This window comes from Alcaligenes sp. GW821-FHT11D07, from assembly GCF_058808495.1.
The window spans coordinates 775,259-793,109 of record NZ_JBXART010000002.1; the positions used below are offsets into that span (position 1 = coordinate 775,259).

The following is a 17,851-nucleotide window of genomic DNA, read 5'->3' on the forward strand; positions in this document are numbered from 1 at the left end:
CATGACTGAGCAAACTGTCTATCTTTTGAAAGCCCTGTTTTTGGGGATCATTGAAGGCATTACGGAATTTATTCCTGTCTCCAGCACGGCACACTTGCTGATTCTGGGTTCCTGGATTGATTTTTCTTCCGGTGATGCGAAGGTGTTCGAGGTAGTGATTCAGTTCGGGTCTATTTTGGCCGTAGTCTGGATCTTCCGCGCCCGCTTGATTCAGTTGATCGTCGGCACCTTGCGGGGTGATCGAACCGAGATGATGTTCACCCGCAATCTGTTGATCGCCTTTTTGCCCGCGGCGGTCATTGGTGCTTTGACGATTCAGTATGTGAAGGCCTTGTTCCATCATCAGATTGTGTTTGTGTTCACCCTGGTGCTGGGTGGTCTGCTGATGTTGTGGGTAGAGCGCAAGCCGCAGTACGCAAAGAATCTGTCCGAGGCAGATCAAGGTGAAACGGCAACGTCGCAAAAAGCGACCGCGTTTGCGTTGGAGGAGATCACCTGGAAGCAGGCTCTGGTGGTGGGCTTTGCTCAGTGCGTTGCGATGGTGCCGGGTACTTCCCGTTCGGGAGCCACAATTATTGGTGGCATGCTGGCCGGAATTCAGCGCAAGACGGCGACGGAGTTCTCTTTCTTTTTGGCCATGCCCACCATGTTGGCCGCAACGGTTTATGACCTGTACCGCAATGGTGCGTCCTTGAGTCCAGATCAGGGCACGGCAATTATTGTTGGTTTTGTGGCCGCTTTCTTCAGCGCGTTGTTCTTGGTGAAGGCTGTACTGCGTTTTGTGTCTAGCCGTACTTACCGGCCTTTCGCCTGGTATCGGATTGGCCTGGGGGCGGTCTTATTAGTGTGGTTGATGACTCGCTAGTTTAGTCATCTAAAGGTTTCAGAATCCCCGCTTGCACTTGTTGCCAGCGGGGATTTTTCTTGCCCTACGATTTTAGGGCTGTTGGCTGTTGGCTGTTGGCTGTTGGCTGTTGGCTGTTGGCTGTTGGCTGTTGGCTGTTAGTGGTTTGTTCTTTGTGTGTTTCAGTTCTCTGAGCTGATTTTTATCTTCTTTCTTTCTGCCTTTCCCCCGGCCTCTCTTTTTCTATTTCTTCCCTACCCCTATCTATACTTCTTCGCCTATCTTTGCCTTTGCCTTTGCCTTTGCCTTTGCCTCTGTCTTGGTCGTTACGTCTACCTCTATCCTTAGTGCTTGCCGCTCATCGCTTTGTTTGTCCGACAGCTTCTTGCTTTTGCTAGCGAGAGCAGGGTCAGACGTTTGGAGGATTCAGTGTCCCAGAGGACATCTCAGGGCAGCACTGGGCTTCAGCAAAGACGCCTCTCGGTCCGGCTGCTCCCGTATCTGGGCTGACTACTTGCCGGCGCTGCGCACCGGTGCCCTTGTCAGTGTCTTGATACGGGCGTGCTCTGAACTCGCCCGGTGATTTGTCCCCCGGACAAACCACAAGCGCCGGGCTCACACAGCAGAGCACTTGCATCCCGTATCAAGACACTGTCCGCGGCAAGCAGTCTGAACCGCCCCGCTACGGGAGCAGCCGGACCGAGAGGCTCAAATCATCGATTAGGCCAGCGCTATCTCCGTTCTGTTATCCGCTGCTTGTGTCTGAAATCTTGGAAAATTGCCCTTAGCTTAGGTGCTTGATTCGTTGTTTGTCTGAGGGGCTGAGTTGTAGGCAAGAGTGACGGTCTCTTTAGCGTTTTTGAGGGCCCCAAGCCGCTCGACTAGGCGAGTCAGGGGTTCAGCCGCAGGCTCTTGAGGCATACAGGATACAAGCTCTGTGCTGTTTGAGCCGGACGCTTGCACTTGGTCCGGGGGACCAAGTGCCCGGCGAGTTCACAGAGCGCCTGGATGCCTCAAGAGACCAGGGGACCCGTGCACAGCACGGGCTGGAGACCCGCCAAGTCGAGCGGCTTGGGGCCCTCAAAAATGCTTGTGTGGCAATAGCCGATACCTGCCTGCAGAACGACTAAAAAACCCAGTTGTTCCACAAGCACTAAACTCAGCCGCCCACCGCCCACCGCCCACCGCCCACCGGAAATCACCTACGCTTATGCCCACACCCACACCCACACCCACACCCACACCCACACCCACACCCACACCCGCAGGCTCAGTCACAGCCGAAACTAAAGTCTCACCCAAGCCCAAGCCCAAGCCAACCTTGAACCCAAAACCAACCCAACCCAGCCCAACCCCGAACCCAAACCCAACTCAACCCCGAACCACACCTTCCACCCGCTGTCTGCAGCCGAACAGCCAACCTTCACTTACCAACCAGTAGCCGATAAAAACCTGGCAGCCGCCAACCCAGCAACTGAATGCGGCAGAGAAAAAATAGAGTTTTTGGAGAAGTTAGCTACGTAATGAAAGTAGCTTTTGGAACTGTTTGAACCTGAGCAGCCACGAGGCTACTAGGCCGAGCAAGATGCACACAAGGATCAGGCAGGCATGAAAGAGAACTATAGAGCCTAGCCGTAAAGCTAAACCGTAAAACCAAACAGCCTTTAAGCGTTCACCGCAGCAAGCGTCTGGCACTGATCCGCCATTCCCCACTGATGCAGACATAAGTCCGAACCCTGAATACTGATATAGCCCCCGCGACGGATGCCACCCGGTTCTGCATCCCAGTCCGGCAGTACCCAACGGCGTACCGGTTCAAAGCCGGGAATGTCATGCACAGCAGGACGATGCGTATGACCGTGCACCATCGCCGCCACAGGGTGCGCCTCACAAGCCGCAACAATAGCCGCAGGCTGCACATCCATAATGTCTGTGGACTTGTACTGCTTGCCGCGCTGACTACCCGCACGGGCAGAATCGGCAATGCGTTGGCGCAGACTTAAAGGGCAGGCCAGATATAACTTCTGAAGCCAGGGCTTGCGCACCCAATAACGAAAACGCTGATAGGCCAGATCATCCAGACAGTACTCATCGCCATGAGACATCAAAATCAAACCGGCGCTGGTATCCAGAACAGTTTGGTCGGGCAAGAGTGTGGCATGGACATGGCGAGCATAAGTTTGCCCCAGCAAAAAATCCCGATTGCCACGCATCAAATACAAAGTGTGGCTTGATGCAAATGCTCGTAGAGCATCGCTGACTTGAACAAGCCAGGGAGCAGGGCGGGCAATTTGATCGTCGCCAATCCAGGCATTGAAAATATCACCGCCCAGAATCAAGACTTGAGCTTGACGCTGGGCGGAGTGCAGAAACTGCAAGAAATCCTGGACGGTGTCTGGATTGTCCGGACCCAAATGCAGGTCCGCCGCAATCCAGACGTTGCCCGAAAGCGTGAGCTTATTCGACAAGCGTGGCTTTTTCCAGAACGACATCTTCAACAGGAACGTCTTGGTGGAAGCCCTTGTTGCCGGTGCGCACGGTACGGATCTTGTCGACCACATCCATGCCTTCGATCACACGGCCAAATACGGCGTAACCCCAACCATTGGCGGTAGGAGCGGTGAAGTTCAGGAAGTCGTTGTCAGCCACGTTGATGAAGAACTGAGCGGTAGCCGAATGTGGATCGGAGGTACGAGCCATGGCCAGCGTGTACTTTTCGTTCTTCAAACCGTTGTCGGCTTCGTTTTTGACCGGAGCATTCGTGGCCTTTTGCTTCATGTCGGCCTCAAAACCGCCGCCCTGGATCATGAAGTTGTTGATCACACGGTGAAACACAGTGCCGTCATAAAAACCGCTGGACACGTAGTCCACGAAGTTGGCAACCGTGTTGGGGGCTTTTTCAGCGTTCAGTTCAATCAGGATGGTGCCCTGATTGGTCTGCAGTTGGACGCGTGGAGAGGTGCTCATAGAAGTGCCTTCAGAAGAAGTGGAAGAATCTGCTGCCATGGCTGGACTGCTCATCATAGGCATAGCCATACAGGCAGCAATAACCAGGGTGCGCAAGCTGCGAGCCTGACCACACCATTGAAATGTGCTTGCAAACATAAGAAAGGAACAATCCCGTCAAAGTAAAATCTTATTGTTGCAGAATTTGGCCGGTTTGTTGCGCACGCTGGGCTGCTTTGGAAATGCCGCTGGAGGCCGCCTGACGATACGTGTCATTGGCCAGCATCAGTTGTACTTCGCCCATATTGGCGCGGGCCAGTGCGTAGGAAGGATCAGCGGTAAGCGCCATTTTCAGGGCTTCCAATGCCATGTCCAGCTTGTCCTGCGCAATGTATTCAGCCGCCAGATTATTCCAGGGCTCGGGAAGCTCTGGATAATAGGTGGTCATATCCTGGTAGAGGCGAATGGCAGCATTGTGGTCACCACTGGCCGACAGGGCGCGCGCCTTCAAAAACAGCAATTGCACGTTCGCGCCGGGCTCACCCTTGTCTTTGCGCTGTTCCAGTTGCTTGTCGATAGCCTGCAAGGCATCGGCGTGACGGCCTTGGGCAATCAAGGTGCTGATACGCTGGCTGACTTCAGCAGCGCTTAGCGGCAAAGAAGTGTCGACACTGGGAGCCAGAACATCGAGCGCACGGGCCAATCCCTTCCAGCCGCGCTCAGGTTCAGGGGCGATATCCAGCAAAGGATCGTTCACCCGCGCACCGGCGGGGGGCAATTCGGGCAGGGATTGGGCGCTCACGTTGAAACCCAAGGCCAGCATCAGGGCCAGGGTGTAAGGAGCGAGAAACCGATTCCGTCTAGGTGTACTGAACACAGAGGGGGCGCCTATAAAATCTGGCTTGAAGACCAGGAAGGTTGGTAGATTGCTGCCTTTAACGAGGTCTGCTTGCTATACTTATTGACCATCATTCTAACCTTGCCTCTTGCCGGGCGGGAAATACGGAAACACAAGCCTGGGGCAATCGTTCTGGCGCAAAGTTCCGATTTTATGACGATTACAGGCCATGTTGCGCATTTATAACTCGTTATCACGCTCTAAAGAGGTGTTTTCTCCGGTCGAACCGGGCCACGTACGTATGTACGTCTGTGGCATGACGGTGTACGACTTCTGTCACCTGGGGCACGCCCGTATGCTGGTCAGCTTTGACATTGTGCAGCGCTGGTTGCGAGCGAGTGGGTATCGCGTGTCCTACGTGCGCAATATTACGGACATTGATGACAAGATCATCCGTCGCGCGGTCGAGCGCGGCCAGCTAATGTCTGAAGTTACGGACTTCTATATTGATGCCATGCATGCCGACGAAAAGGCATTGGGTGTGCAAAGCCCGGATTCGGAGCCCCGTGCCACTCAGCACGTCCCCGATATGCTGGGCATTATTGCCAAGCTGGAAGAAAACGGTCTGGCCTATCAGTCCGACGATGGGGATGTGAATTACGCGGTGCGTCAATTCCCTGGTTACGGCAAATTGTCGGGTCGTTCCCTGGACGACTTGCGTGCCGGTGAACGGGTGGCCTTGAACTCCGCCAAGCGCGATCCCCTGGATTTTGTGCTGTGGAAATCGGCCAAGGATGAAGAGCCTGCTGAATCCAAGTGGGAATCCTCTTATGGCCTGGGTCGCCCAGGTTGGCACATTGAATGTTCTGCCATGAGCAAAGCCCTGTTGGGTTTGCCGCTGGACATTCATGGCGGCGGCCCGGACTTGAAGTTCCCTCACCACGAAAACGAAATTGCGCAAACCGAAGGCGCTTTCGGTGGCCAACTGGCCAATGTCTGGATGCACTGCGGTCCGCTGATGGTGGACTCGGAAAAAATGTCCAAGTCTTTGGGTAACTTCCGTCGCATTCGCGATACGGTGGCTCCCGAAGGGCTGGCCGACGAAGAAAGCAGCTACGATGCCAACCCGCGCGAAGCGGAAATGCTGCGCTTTTTCATTGTGCGCAACCATTACCGCAGCATGCAGAACTACGCGCCAGATAATCTGCGTGATGCTCAACAAGCCTTGGATCGTCTGTACCAAACCCTGCAACATGTTCCCGCTGCTGACGTCCAGATCGACTGGACTCAAGGTCCGGCGCTGGCATTTGCTCAGGCAATGGATGATGACTTCAACACAGCTGGGGCCGTGGCTGTCTTGTTTGAACTAGCCGGTCAGGCTAACCGCGATAAAGATGCCCAGATCTCTGGTTTGATGCGCGCCTTGGGCGGTGTGATGGGTCTGTTGCAAGTTGACCCCGCCGTCTACTGGCGTGCCAGCACCCGCTTTGGGCAGGCAGCCAATGTGGCCGGTGCTCAATCCTTAAGCGATACCCAGATTGACGAGCTGATGGCTGAACGCAGCCAAGCCAAACAAAACCGTGACTTTGCGCGCGCCGACGCCATCCGTGAGCAGCTTAAAGAGCAGGGCGTTGAGCTTGAAGATCGGCCAGGTGGAGCGACGCAATGGCGCAGGGCCTAAGCGGCGTCCAGTCCGGCCCGCAGGTTCGCTTGGTGGGCAAGCCAGATTACTGGGACGACGCGTGCGCCCAGTTGATGAAGCGCGATCGTATCTTGCGCAAATTGATCCCCCAGCACGGCGATTACTGGCTGCAGCATCAGGCGCCAGCCTTCACCACCTTGGTGCGCTCTATTGTGGGTCAGCAACTGGCCTCACGTACCGCTGACCAGCTCTGGCGAAAATTGCTGGAGGGTTGCGGGCAAGCCCTGTCCCCCGAACTGATTATTGAGCTGGGTTACGATGCCTTGCACGGCTTGGGGCTGCCCAAGCGCAAGGCCGAATATATAGTAGATTTGGCGACGCACTTTGATGCTCGTAAAATCGACCCCCAGGCATGGCAATCCCTGTCTGATGAGGCCGTCATTGCAGACCTGTGCGCCATTCGTGGCGTGGGTCGCTGGACGGCAGATATGTTTCTGATTTTCAACTTGCACAGACCTGATGTTCTCCCTTTGGATGATGCGGGCCTGCTCAAGGCAATCTCACAGCACTATTTCAGCGGCGAACCGGTATCCCGGTTCGAAGCGCGTGAAGTTGCTCAGGCTTGGGCACCGTGGTGCACGGTGGCTACCTGGCATCTGTGGCGCAGTCTGAACACAGTTGCGGTACGATATTAAATTAGGCCTAAACCTTAAGAACCGACATGCGAAATACATTCCTGGAATTTGAGCAGCCTTTGGCCGAGCTCGAAGGCAAAATCGAAGAGCTCCGCTACGTGCAATCTGATTCCGCTGTGGATATTTCAGAGGAACTCAGCCGCCTTCAGCAAAAAAGCCAGACCTTGGCCAAGAACATCTATGCCAAGCTCACTCCCTGGCAAACGGCCCTGGTTGCTCGTCATCCACAACGTCCCTACACCATGGACTATGTGAATCAGATCTTCTCTGATTTCCATGAACTGCACGGCGACCGCATGTATGCGGATGACTTGGCCATTGTGGGTGGCCTGGCTCGTTTCAATGGCACGCCTTGCATGGTCATTGGCCATCAAAAAGGCCGCGATACCAAAGAGCGCGCACGCCGTAACTTCGGCATGCCTCGCCCAGAAGGCTATCGCAAAGCTTTGCGACTGATGCGTCTGGCCGAAAAATTCGGTATCCCTGTTTTCACCTTCGTGGACACGCCCGGTGCCTACCCAGGCATTGGCGCAGAAGAGCGCGGTCAATCCGAAGCCATTGGCCACAACTTGTTTGCGATGGCCAAGCTGCGAGTGCCCATCATTGCCACCATTATTGGTGAAGGTGGTTCGGGCGGTGCCTTGGCAATTGCCGTGGGTGACGTGGTGTCCATGTTGCAATACTCCACCTACGCCGTGATCTCGCCTGAAGGTTGTGCCTCTATTTTGTGGCGCAGCGCAGACAAGGCCCCGGTTGCCGCAGAGGCGCTGGCCATTACTGCTCCCCGCCTGAAAGATTTGGGTCTGGTAGACCGCGTGATTAACGAGCCTATTGGTGGCGCGCATCGCGACCCCACCATGATGGCGCGCCAGTTGGGCCGTGCTTTGGCTGACGCCTTGCGTCAAGTCTCTGGCCTGACAACTGAGCAATTGCTGGCGCAGCGTATGGAACGTCTCTTGGCCTACGGCCGCTATCAGGAAGTTCGTGCCTGATCCTCTGCCTTCCAGTCAGCTGGGGGGCTTTAGCCCCTCACCCCTGCTGCTGGAGGCGCTTAACCATCACCTACGTTTTAAAAGCGGCGATAGTGTCGCTGTTGCCTTAAGTGGTGGTGCGGACTCGGCAATGCTGGCGGTACATGCCCATCTCTGGGCCAGCCGCCGCAAGCTCACACTTCATTTTCTTCATATTCATCATGGCTTGCAGGCCATGGCCGAGCAGTGGCAATGGCATGTGCATGATTTGGCGGCTCGTTTGCAGCGTCCCTGTCATAGCCTGCGAGTTCAGGTCCAGTCCCGCCGCCTGAGTGCAGACGGTATGGAGTCCGCGGCCCGGGATGCTCGTTATCAAGGCTTGGCTGAACTGGCTCAGTTTCTGGGGCTGCAGCATGTGCTCCTGGCGCATCACCAAGACGATCAGGCCGAAACAGTGTTAATGCGTTTGCTGCGCGGCACGGGGACAACCGGCCTGGGCGCGATGGCCCCGCGCATGCAACGCGATCAGCTCACTTATTGGCGTCCCTGGCTGGAACAACCCAGGACGCGCATTCTGCAAGCCAGTCATGATTTTGCTGCGGCCACGGGCTGGCAAGCGGTGCAAGATCCCACCAATATCAATCCTGAATACACCCGTGGTGCGCTGCGTGACCTGCTCACGCCTGTGCTGGATGCGCGCTGGCCAGGCTGGCAGAGCCGACTTCAACGTCAGGCCCAGTTAAGCCGGGAAACACAGGAGGTCCTGGACAGTGTGGCCAGCCAAGATTGGCAAAGTCTGGAGCCCGATGCATGTGGGCGCAGTTTCAGTTTGCAGGCCTGGCGTGGCCTGGAGGCGGCCCGGCAAAGTCTGGTGATCCGGTATTGGTTGCAAGAGCAAGGCGCGGGTTTGCCTACACAGGCTCGTCTTGCCGAGCTTTTGCGACAGTTGCGTGGCTTGCATGCGCAAGGCCACGACAGAAATTTGATGTGGAAACATGGACAGCACTTGATCCGCTGTGTGCGTGGTCGGGTGCTGATCGAAGCCCTGGGGGACACTCCCTCTCAAGATGACTTGGGGGCTAATCAAGCAAGTGAGTAGTTTCGGGTGGCCTGTGGCAGGAGTGTGGGCTATGGTGTTGAGTCGACAAAGTACGTGTTTTTTTGCGTTGGCATGCGGTGGAGCCTACGCTTGGGGCGCAGAAAGTCGTTAGAATAGTTGGGTTTTGTGTCTATCCCAGACCTTAGCCCTTTGATGCAGAGTAAAAGATGTCCCTGATCGTACATAAATATGGCGGCACGTCGATGGGCTCGATCGAGCGCATCCAGAATGTGGCGCGTCGGGTTGCCAAATGGCATGCCGCCGGGCACCAAGTGGTTGTGGTTCCTTCGGCTATGTCCGGCGAAACCAACCGTTTGCTAGGCCTGGCAAAAGAACTGAGTATTCAGCCTGATCCACGAGAGCTGGATATGCTGGCAGCCACTGGCGAACAAGCCAGCAGCGCTTTGCTGGCAATGGCCCTGGCCGCTGAAGGCGTTCCCGCCCGCAGCTACGCTGGCTGGCAAGTTCCCGTGCAAACCGACAATGCCTACACGCGTGCACGCATTCGTTCTATTGATGACACCCGTATTCGCCAGGATCTGGACGCAGGCCGTGTGGTCGTTGTGACCGGTTTCCAGGGCGTGGATGAAGAAGGCAATATCACGACCTTGGGTCGTGGTGGCTCGGACACCTCGGCGGTGGCTGTGGCCGCGGCCATGAAGGCCAGCGAATGCCTGATCTTCACTGATGTGGACGGTGTATATACCACCGACCCCCGCGTGGTGCCTGAAGCGCGTCGCATGAAAGTGCTGTCCTTTGAAGAAATGCTGGAAATGGCCTCCTTGGGCTCCAAAGTTCTTCAAATCCGGTCCGTAGAATTTGCAGGCAAGTACAAGGTTCCTGTCCGTGTCTTGTCCTCTATGACCGACCCCCTGATTCCGCTCGAAGAAGAAATGTCTTCGGGCACGCTGATTACTTTCGAGGAAGACCAAAAAATGGAAGCTGCCGTTGTTTCGGGCATTGCCTTCAGCCGTGATGAAGCTAAATTCACCCTGCGTGCCGTGCCTGACACCCCCGGTGTGGCTTATTCCATTCTGGGCCCCATTGCTGCCGCCAATATCGAAGTCGATATGATCTTGCAGAACCTGTCGGTTCAGGGCACGACAGACTTCTCCTTTACCGTCAGCCGCAATGACGCGCTGCGCACCAAGGAATTGTTGACCAATCAGGTTGGCCCGGCCGTTGGTGCTGGCGAAATCGTGTTCGACGAAGCCGTATGTAAAGTGTCCATCGTCGGTATTGGCATGCGTAACCACGCTGGTATTGCCAGCTCCATGTTCCGCGCCTTGTCCGAAGAGGGCATCAATATCCAGATGATCAGCACCAGCGAGATCAAGACCTCGGTCATCATTGCGGACAAGTACATGGAATTGGCTGTACGTGCTCTGCACAAGACCTTCGAACTGGATCAGGAAAAATAATCTCTTTTGCTATTTGCATTGGTTTTTTAAAAATGCTATAGTAGCTTCTTTCCTAGAGCTGGAGACGTGGCCGAGAGGTTGAAGGTACTCCCCTGCTAAGGGAGCATACGGCTTATACCCGTATCGAGGGTTCGAATCCCTCCGTCTCCGCCAGCTAGAAATAATTAAGCCCTTGTTCTTCAAGGGCTTTTTTATTGCCTATTAATATCGTGGCTAACTATTTGATCGTCCAGTCTGCTGTGTTTAAAGAGCATGGCAGCGAAAAAGGGCATCAAAACTGCGGTTGAGTCTTTGCAAGTAGCAGAACGAAAAAAATAATTGTTACTTTTCTGACGGCCTTCGCTCTAATCCTGGCGGGTAGCAGCAGGTCACTCATGCTGAGCAGTTTAAGCAGTCAACATTATTTTTAGTGCAAGGCTTTTCGAGACAAAACAGTTGAGGATTGAAAAGGCTGTGTTGTTTTTGGCACAGCCAAAGAAAACCAGCGAACCTCGTGCTTACAATCGAAGAATGTCTTTTGCGTCGTTCAAGACGATGGTCTTGTTTTTTAGGGCGAGCGATGATTAAACGAGTCCTCTGTATTTGTGGCATTGCCTTAATGGGCTTGCCTTTTTTGGCGTCCTCCACAGAGCTGGCATTAGATGAGCAGGTGGTGACTCGTTACGTGCAAAGCCTGCGCGATATCTTGCCTGTCCTGCAAACGGTAGAGCGCAGTGAGCCGGTCTGGGACGGCAGCATGCCGGACGGTCTGCCACCCGTGCTGGACGTGACTCAGGTGCAGCGCGGTTCGGACCTGTATCGCCGCTTAAATAGTCTTTCGCAAAAGCACGGCTTTGCGGGACTGGATCAGTGGAACGTGCTTGGCCAACAGATCTGGCTTACCCGACTCTATATACAAGAGCGTGAAGAGCTGGATTCGGTGTACGAGCAACTGGATCTGCTGGAAGAAGCCTTGCGTGATAATGCCCGCCAATATTCCACTGCCGAACTTGAGCAGTTAATGCGTACCTTCCAGGAAAGTAAAACGCATATCCTGCGTTTGATTGCCACGCGTAGCGATGTCCCCCCCGTTCTGCCTCATCTCAGCGAGCTGGATACCGTCATGGCGACTCTGGAATAAGCACGCTGGTGGGCGGCTGCATAATCAATCGGCGCCAATAAGGCGCCTTTTTAATGTTTATTACCCGCCATACTGCTGATTTGTCATATTTTGACGCTTCTTTTCTGAGCATGACAGAAGGAATCGGGGATAATTGCCCTCTGATTGAAATCTAGTGGGAAGACTGAAGCGTCATGCGTATCATCTTGATTTTGTTGGGGGCTGCAGTATTGGCCTACTTGATTGCCAAAGGCATACGGCAACTGATGGTTGAGCGTCGTCAATTGAAAGACAAAACGCAGCAGCCACGTAAAGGAAGCCGTGATGAGCATTGATAAAAATACACTTACAAAATTGGCCGCTGGAACTAAACGAGAAGGCGGTCCTAACTACACCAAGGGACTGTCGTTTCTAGGTGCTGCTGTTGTTATTTTCCTGATCCTGATTGTGGCCTCCATGGGCTCTTTCTTGCAGGTCGATCAGGGCGAGCGTGGCGTGGTGCTGCGCAATGGTAAATTGGTACGCGTTGCCGAACCTGGTCTGGACTTCAAGGTTCCGTTCTTTGATACCGTACGCAAGATCTCGGTGCGCGATCATACGGTTCGCATGCAGTTGGAAGCCTATAGTTTTGACCAGCAGTCCGCCTCCATGGTGGCCTCGGTAACCTACCGTGTACCTGAAACTGACGTGGCTCAGTTGTACTCGGAATACGGTTCCTTGGAAGCGCTGGAAGCTCGTTTGCTGGAGCGCAAAGCGCTGGACGTGATCAAGAACGTTTTTGGTAAGTACACCGCCGCCCAGTCGATCCAGAATCGTGAAAAGCTGGGTGCTGATATCAACGAAGCAATGCGTGTGACGTTGGAAGCCTCGCCCCTGCAAATGATGGGTGTGCAGGTAGAGGAAGTGTCTTTCTCCAAAGCGTACGAGCAATCGATTGAAAACCGCATGTTGGCTCAGGTGCAAATTGAAACCACCCGCCAGCAGAAAGAAACAGCTTCTATCCAGGCTGAAATTCAGGTGGTTCAGGCTGAAGCCGAAGCCCGCGCTCAGCGTGAGCGCTATATGGCTGAAGCAGACGGGATTTTGCTGCGTGGTGAAGCCGAAGCCAAAGCCATTCAAGCCAAGGCACAAGCCCTGGCCCAGAATACCAATCTGGTTAATTTGAATGCAGTGGAAAAATGGGATGGCAAGCTGCCAGAAAGCTTGGTTCCCGGTTCCGCTATGCCATTTATCGGCTTGCGTTAAGCACCTTGCTTTACCTGGCCTGAATGGGTTTTTTTCGGTAGCGTTATGGGACACCTGGCGCTACCGTTATTTTTCCAAGGAGTAATACGGATGAATGAGGATATGACCCCTGTTCCACAAGGCGAGGGTACCAAGCAATTGGTCGATCTGCGCAATCTCACTCTAATCATTTACGGCCTTTACATCCTGTCCATGTTTGGCGGTATTACCGCCTTGGTGGCCATCATCATCAACTACATCAAGCGTGATGAAGTCAGAGGCACCTATCTGGAATCGCACTTTGACTGGCAAATCCGCACCTTCTGGTGGGGTCTTGCCGGAGTGGCGCTGTCCTTTGTCCTGATGGCGATTCTGGTTGGTTTTGTGACGATCGCGATTGTGGGTGTGTGGATTCTGTATCGCTTGATCAAAGGCCTGTTGGCCGTCAACGATGGCAAGCCCATTGCCTGATCAGACTGATATCGTTATTGCCTGAGCAAAGGCCCGCATGCTGCTGCGGGCCTCTTTAGGCGGCATGCCAAAGTGCTGCTTGAAGCTTCGGCTAAAGTGGGCTGAACTGCTAAAGCCCCAGTGATACGCAATTTCCGTAATTGTTTTGCTGGAGCAGGCCAAGCGGCGCAAATCTTGCTCCGCCCCTTTAAGTCGCATAGACCAGATCCAATTGCTCAGTGAATCGGGCTCTTGTTCCCACGCCCGATGCAAGGTGCTGGCTGTCATGCCCAAGCTTTGCGCTATCTTGCCAATACTTAGTTCGTGATCACGCAGATTGGCCATCACGTAGGCTTTGATCCTGTCGCATCGCACCGTCCCGGCATCATTTTTCAAGCTCAGGCTGCCCAGGTTTTCGGCCAGCGTCGCCACCAAAATACCGACCAGACCGTCAGCAAGCGACCCATCTACGACGGGCCCGCTAAGCGCAGGGCTTTGCATAAGCTCGGTCACCATATGGGACAGCAAACGAGCCGTTCCCGATTGAGCGGTGGCAATCTTGCTGGCAGTCATGTCCTCGGCGTTGTGCAGCCGCTTGCGCAATAAAGAGCCGGGTAAAGACAGTACGTATTGCTCAAAGTGCTGATCGAACAGCAACTGGTAGGGGCGGGTGGAATCATATAAAGCCAGATCCCCCGGTTTTAGATGAGCGGTTTTGTCATCCTGAACCAGTCGTCCCGATCCGGCGACCTGAATGCTGAGCAGAAAAATATCTTCGGAGGCTTTGGAGATTTGCTGCGGGGTACGCAAAACAGTCTGCGAGGTTGAACTGATACGGGACAGATTGACCGCCGCCAGTTCACGGCGTGTGATGGCTCCAAAAAAGGGCGTCGCCGGGCTGGTCGGTACGGTGCATTCCAGCGAGACATAGGCTTGGTTGACGGCCTCCATCCAATAGGGCGCGCGCCTGATAGCGGGAATTGCCGAAGTTGACCATCGCTCCATTGATACGCTCTCCGTCTTTGATCCATGTGCTGATGGCAGGGAGCTGCAATCAGCTGATCTGGATAAGTATCAGGCAGGATCAATGGCGGTGGTCAGACCGGAAGGAGCGACAGTTGGCGATAATTTCCGACCACGACAACAGGGCCTTAGCGCTGCATGCTATGCACAGAGCATAAGGCCCCTGATTGAGCAGGGTTCAGAGGCCTTGTCGCCCTGGCTGCTTAGGACAGTTCTGGCAGTACGAGCTTGTCAGTATCCTGAACTCGTTCGGCTCCAGGCTGGTGCTCTGAAGCCGCTCCTTTATGGTCCAGACTCTCCTGCCCAGGTTTACTACCAGAGCGCACTATCGTCATGGGTTCTCGATGGCCCAAGTCCAGGATCATGCGTGTGGCGTCGGGTTTGGAATAGTGGCCAGACGGGTCGTTGATTGCCTTGGCATAGGCAATTTCTTCCATATTCAGATCCGCGATGACCAGACCTTCTGCGTCATGGGGCAGGTAAGGGGCTAGGGTGCGTCCGTCTGGTCCAAAAATCATGGAACTGCCGCCGCCCACTTTAAGTAAGGACGCATTGTGTTCGCCCACTTCCAGCATATCCAGCGTCTCTTGAGTGACGACGCTGCTGGCCGCGATGGTAAAGCACTGCCCCTCAACCGAGTAGATTTGCGAAGCGGCCATATTCACTTTGGCGCTCAAGGCATGGGCCTGCTCTGAGTAAAGCGAAAAAGAGGGCCAGGCGGCGATGTGTATGGCTTCCTGTTGGGAATACAGGGCGTATTTGCTCAGTGGGGATAGATGCTCCCAGCAGCACAAAGCACCGACTCGACCCAATGGCGTATCCGTCACAATCAGGTCACGGCCATGACCTTCACCAAAGACAGTGCGCTCTACATGGGTCGGTTTTAGTTTGCGGCGTGACCACAGCATTTCGCCCTGGTCGCTGATCAAGCATTGGCCCAGATACAGACTGCCGCCGCTGCGTTCGCTATAGCCCAGGGCAATGAAAATCCCCAGCTTGCGTGCGGCCTCAGCAATAAGGTGGTATTCCTTGCTACCCAGTTCCAGCGAGTTCGCAAAGTATCGTGCACTGTATTTCATGGACCAGGCGGGCGCTCCCAGCCACACATGAAAGGGGTAGCCGGGCAGCCAGGTTTCACCGAACACGATCAGGTCGCAACCTTCATCGCGAGCTTGCCGCGCCAGGGCAATCGTTTTTTCGACTCCGCTGGCCAGGTCATAGTTGGGGGAAGCAGCTTGTACAGCCGCCGCCCTGACGATTTTTCGAGTCTCCATATATCCTCCGTGTCGCGGTGACCGCGATCCTGATCGCTAATCCGTGCCCGTCAGCGGGGACGGTTCTGTGAGTTTGCGTCAGTGTAGGAGGGGGAGCAGGCGGTGAATTGACTGGCAGGTGCAGAATGCTTGACTGGGAGACGCAAGCAACAGGCCTTAAGCAATCGATGCGGGCCTGTGCTTGGTGTTATAGCAGCGACCTTGGGCTTAAGGCACAGCGAAACTGTATTGCACCGTTATGCCCAGACCAACCACCCACAAAATCAGCGGAATAGGGCGCATCAGCAAGGAGGGGATGGCACGCAGGATAAAACTGATCATGCGTGAAAACAGCCATAACAATGGCGGTGAACGATCCTTTTCCTTCATGTAAATCATGCCTTGTGCCAGTAAGGAGGACTGGGACAGGTAGGCGGCGTAAAACACCATGCCCAAGAAAAAAGCCAGCCAGTAGTACAACATGCTCATAGGATGCAAAAAGAAAGGGGACGGCGCATTATATCGGTCTGTAGCAGCTATGATCGTATTTTTGGCCGGACCGCAGGTCGGCCGGGTGCAGGCTTTGGACGAGGCAGGTATGCAAAATATCTATTCTATTGATGGCTTGGTGCCCGTGGTTCACCCCACGGCCTATGTTCATCCTACTGCGGTACTGATTGGCGACGTCATTATTGGCGAGGGCGTGTATATCGGCCCCCTGGCCAGTTTGCGCGGGGACTTTGGCCGCATCATCATGAAGGCTGGCTCCAATATCCAGGATACCTGCGTCATCCACGGTACGCCTTATCAAGACACCATCGTGCATGAAGATGGGCACGTGGGCCACGGTGCGGTATTGCATGGCTGTGTGATTGGCCGCAATGTGCTGGTGGGCATGAATGCCGTGGTGATGGATGCCGCCGATATCGGGGCCGACAGCATTATTGGTGCCATGGCGTTTGTGAAAAAAGGCATGCAAGTGCCGCCACGCAGCCTGCTTGCCGGTTCACCCGCTACTGTCGTTAAAGAGCTGGACCAGAAGGCCATTGATGGCAAGTTCTTTGGGACTCGCATGTACCAGCGTCTGGCGCAGCGTTCGCTGGCAACGATGCAGCGCGTGGAACCTTTGACAGAGGTCGAAGCTGATCGCCCCCGTTTGCGTGAAGACCAGATTTACCCAGTCGATTAATTACAGACGCTCAGACGCTCAGATAGGCAGCGGCATTTTTGCGCCTTGCCAGGTTAAGCACCCAGCCCATTATTTGGCGTTGAGTTATCGCGACAAGGCCCTTTTTCAAGGGCCTTCCTGCTTTGACTTCAAGTCTGTGCCTTTGCGTCCCTGGTTGTGGCTGATGGGGCTTTCATGAGCCCCAATTTTTTTATTCCACTTTTTTAAATTCCTGGAATATCTGTCCAGGGCCGCCAGCATGAGGGTGTGCAGCTTTGTAGCTGCTTGACGAGGAAAAGGTCGTGGAAAATTCGCCTGCTTTGTAAACGGGGGCTTTAGAGGAGCTCAGCCTGTACTCGCCCTGGATCAGCTCAAGTCTTACATGGGTATCCGTTATTTCTTGAACCCGCCATCTAGTGTCGCGCACGCTACTGACGGGGCCGGGTACGAACATATTCCGGGTGGAGTCGTAGTGTTGATAGGGCACCACGATGTCCCCCACCGCAAAGGTGGGTGCGACTTTTTGCCTTGCCGCTTCTCTCTGCTGTTTCAGCTCGTGGCTTTCGGGACACTGAGCCAGGCTGGCTTGCAGGGATCCTGCCGAGTCCGTGACGGGCGGGAATAAGGAAATATATTTGTGGCCACCGGCAACAGGGACAATGCCCACAATGCCTGCGCCACTACTGGCCTCTATGACGGCCAGATTGCCTGTCTGATCCAGAAAAGCCGTGATGCTACCCCTGGTGCAACCCACACCCGGACTATCCTGGCTGGCGCATCGAGACGATCCCTTGATTTCCACCGAGCCATTGCTGCTGAGCTGGTAATCCTGTCCGCGGATGTACTGACGGGAACCCACTAGACGCAGGTTTTTGTCCAGATATTCGGTGGCGATTTCGTCCTTGGACACGACCTTGATCCGGACCAGCTCCACGTCTTTTGCCGTCCAGAATCCAAACAGATGCGACAGTACATATTTCCCACGGAAGACGCTATCTTGGGTGGCGTAGCTGGCATGTTGGCAGAAGTAGGTGCTGGGCTTATCGAGTAAACCCGCTACCGCTGTGGTCCGGGAAATTTTGGGATCAGAGTACGTAGAGCATCCCGTCATCACTAGAGCGGCAAGAAGAAAGATAATTTTTTTGCTCATGGTTCTTCAGTTAGCCAGGGGAAGACGT

General features: G+C 54.6%; 18 protein-coding genes and 1 tRNA gene. 12 read left to right on the plus strand and 7 right to left on the minus strand.

The window, feature by feature from the left end:
* Nucleotide 1: 1 nt before the first annotated feature.
* Entirely contained in the window at nt 2-865 is an 864-nt protein-coding gene (locus AC1RSM_RS12135) for an undecaprenyl-diphosphate phosphatase (protein WP_492932800.1), read from the plus strand.
* A 1,643-nt stretch (nt 866-2,508) separates the two neighbouring features.
* Here the strand turns inward: AC1RSM_RS12135 and AC1RSM_RS12140 are convergent.
* The 3 genes from AC1RSM_RS12140 to AC1RSM_RS12150 all read right to left on the minus strand — a co-directional run bounded on the left by AC1RSM_RS12140 (nt 2,509) and on the right by AC1RSM_RS12150 (nt 4,667).
* On the minus strand, nt 2,509-3,312 hold the full coding sequence (locus tag AC1RSM_RS12140) for a UDP-2,3-diacylglucosamine diphosphatase (protein ID WP_492932801.1): 804 nt from the start codon (nt 3,310-3,312) through the stop codon (nt 2,509-2,511).
* Complete coding sequence (locus AC1RSM_RS12145) at nt 3,302-3,811, minus strand: peptidylprolyl isomerase (protein ID WP_492932802.1); 510 nt, start codon at nt 3,809-3,811, stop codon at nt 3,302-3,304. The genes AC1RSM_RS12140 and AC1RSM_RS12145 overlap by 11 nt, the downstream gene beginning before the upstream one ends.
* Nucleotides 3,812-3,980: 169 nt before the next feature.
* The gene (locus AC1RSM_RS12150) at nt 3,981-4,667 is read right to left on the minus strand and encodes a tetratricopeptide repeat protein (RefSeq protein ID WP_492932803.1); all 687 of its coding nucleotides are present in this window, start codon (nt 4,665-4,667) and stop codon (nt 3,981-3,983) included.
* Nucleotides 4,668-4,857: 190 nt separating this feature from the next.
* Between AC1RSM_RS12150 and cysS the strand changes: the two genes are divergently transcribed.
* The 10 genes from cysS (at nt 4,858) to AC1RSM_RS12200 (ending at nt 13,250) form a co-directional block, all read left to right on the plus strand.
* Entirely contained in the window at nt 4,858-6,309 is a 1,452-nt protein-coding gene (gene cysS, locus AC1RSM_RS12155) for a cysteine--tRNA ligase (protein WP_492932804.1), read from the plus strand.
* Nucleotides 6,294-6,965, plus strand: coding sequence for a DNA-3-methyladenine glycosylase family protein (locus AC1RSM_RS12160; RefSeq protein WP_492932805.1), 672 nt, complete (start codon nt 6,294-6,296; stop codon nt 6,963-6,965). The genes cysS and AC1RSM_RS12160 overlap by 16 nt, the downstream gene beginning before the upstream one ends.
* Nucleotides 6,966-6,991: 26 nt before the next feature.
* The gene (locus tag AC1RSM_RS12165; protein WP_492932806.1) at nt 6,992-7,957 is read left to right on the plus strand and encodes an acetyl-CoA carboxylase carboxyltransferase subunit alpha; all 966 of its coding nucleotides are present in this window, start codon (nt 6,992-6,994) and stop codon (nt 7,955-7,957) included.
* A 130-nt stretch (nt 7,958-8,087) separates the two neighbouring features.
* The gene (gene tilS / locus AC1RSM_RS12170) at nt 8,088-9,035 is read left to right on the plus strand and encodes a tRNA lysidine(34) synthetase TilS (protein ID WP_492932977.1); all 948 of its coding nucleotides are present in this window, start codon (nt 8,088-8,090) and stop codon (nt 9,033-9,035) included.
* Between the two features lie 167 nt (nt 9,036-9,202).
* Nucleotides 9,203-10,456 carry an aspartate kinase gene (locus tag AC1RSM_RS12175; protein WP_492932807.1) on the plus strand — a complete coding sequence of 418 codons (1,254 nt, stop codon included), beginning with the start codon at nt 9,203-9,205 and terminating at the stop codon, nt 10,454-10,456.
* Nucleotides 10,457-10,516: 60 nt separating this feature from the next.
* Nucleotides 10,517-10,609 (plus strand) — tRNA-Ser (locus tag AC1RSM_RS12180).
* A gap of 406 nt (nt 10,610-11,015) precedes the next feature.
* On the plus strand, nt 11,016-11,576 hold the full coding sequence (locus AC1RSM_RS12185; protein WP_492932808.1) for a hypothetical protein: 561 nt from the start codon (nt 11,016-11,018) through the stop codon (nt 11,574-11,576).
* Between the two features lie 173 nt (nt 11,577-11,749).
* The gene (locus AC1RSM_RS12190) at nt 11,750-11,890 is read left to right on the plus strand and encodes a hypothetical protein (protein WP_207873568.1); all 141 of its coding nucleotides are present in this window, start codon (nt 11,750-11,752) and stop codon (nt 11,888-11,890) included.
* Nucleotides 11,880-12,800: a prohibitin family protein gene (locus tag AC1RSM_RS12195; protein WP_492932809.1), complete on the plus strand. Its 921-nt coding sequence runs from the start codon at nt 11,880-11,882 to the stop codon at nt 12,798-12,800. The genes AC1RSM_RS12190 and AC1RSM_RS12195 overlap by 11 nt, the downstream gene beginning before the upstream one ends.
* Nucleotides 12,801-12,890: 90 nt before the next feature.
* Complete coding sequence (locus AC1RSM_RS12200; RefSeq protein WP_492932810.1) at nt 12,891-13,250, plus strand: DUF4870 family protein; 360 nt, start codon at nt 12,891-12,893, stop codon at nt 13,248-13,250.
* On the opposite strand, the gene AC1RSM_RS12205 is transcribed toward AC1RSM_RS12200, so the two are convergent.
* The 3 genes from AC1RSM_RS12205 to AC1RSM_RS12215 all read right to left on the minus strand — a co-directional run bounded on the left by AC1RSM_RS12205 (nt 13,251) and on the right by AC1RSM_RS12215 (nt 15,988).
* Entirely contained in the window at nt 13,251-14,234 is a 984-nt protein-coding gene (locus AC1RSM_RS12205; protein ID WP_492932811.1) for an AraC-like ligand-binding domain-containing protein, read from the minus strand.
* 221 nt (nt 14,235-14,455) lie between these two features.
* A complete protein-coding gene (locus tag AC1RSM_RS12210) occupies nt 14,456-15,526 on the minus strand; it encodes a nitrilase (protein ID WP_492932812.1) in 1,071 nt (356 codons plus the stop codon).
* A gap of 207 nt (nt 15,527-15,733) precedes the next feature.
* Nucleotides 15,734-15,988, minus strand: coding sequence for a hypothetical protein (locus AC1RSM_RS12215; RefSeq protein WP_492932813.1), 255 nt, complete (start codon nt 15,986-15,988; stop codon nt 15,734-15,736).
* A 115-nt stretch (nt 15,989-16,103) separates the two neighbouring features.
* Between AC1RSM_RS12215 and AC1RSM_RS12220 the strand changes: the two genes are divergently transcribed.
* Nucleotides 16,104-16,694, plus strand: coding sequence for a phenylacetic acid degradation protein PaaY (locus AC1RSM_RS12220; protein WP_492932978.1), 591 nt, complete (start codon nt 16,104-16,106; stop codon nt 16,692-16,694).
* A gap of 190 nt (nt 16,695-16,884) precedes the next feature.
* On the opposite strand, the gene AC1RSM_RS12225 is transcribed toward AC1RSM_RS12220, so the two are convergent.
* Entirely contained in the window at nt 16,885-17,823 is a 939-nt protein-coding gene (locus AC1RSM_RS12225; protein ID WP_492932814.1) for a hypothetical protein, read from the minus strand.
* Nucleotides 17,824-17,851 lie beyond the last annotated feature (28 nt).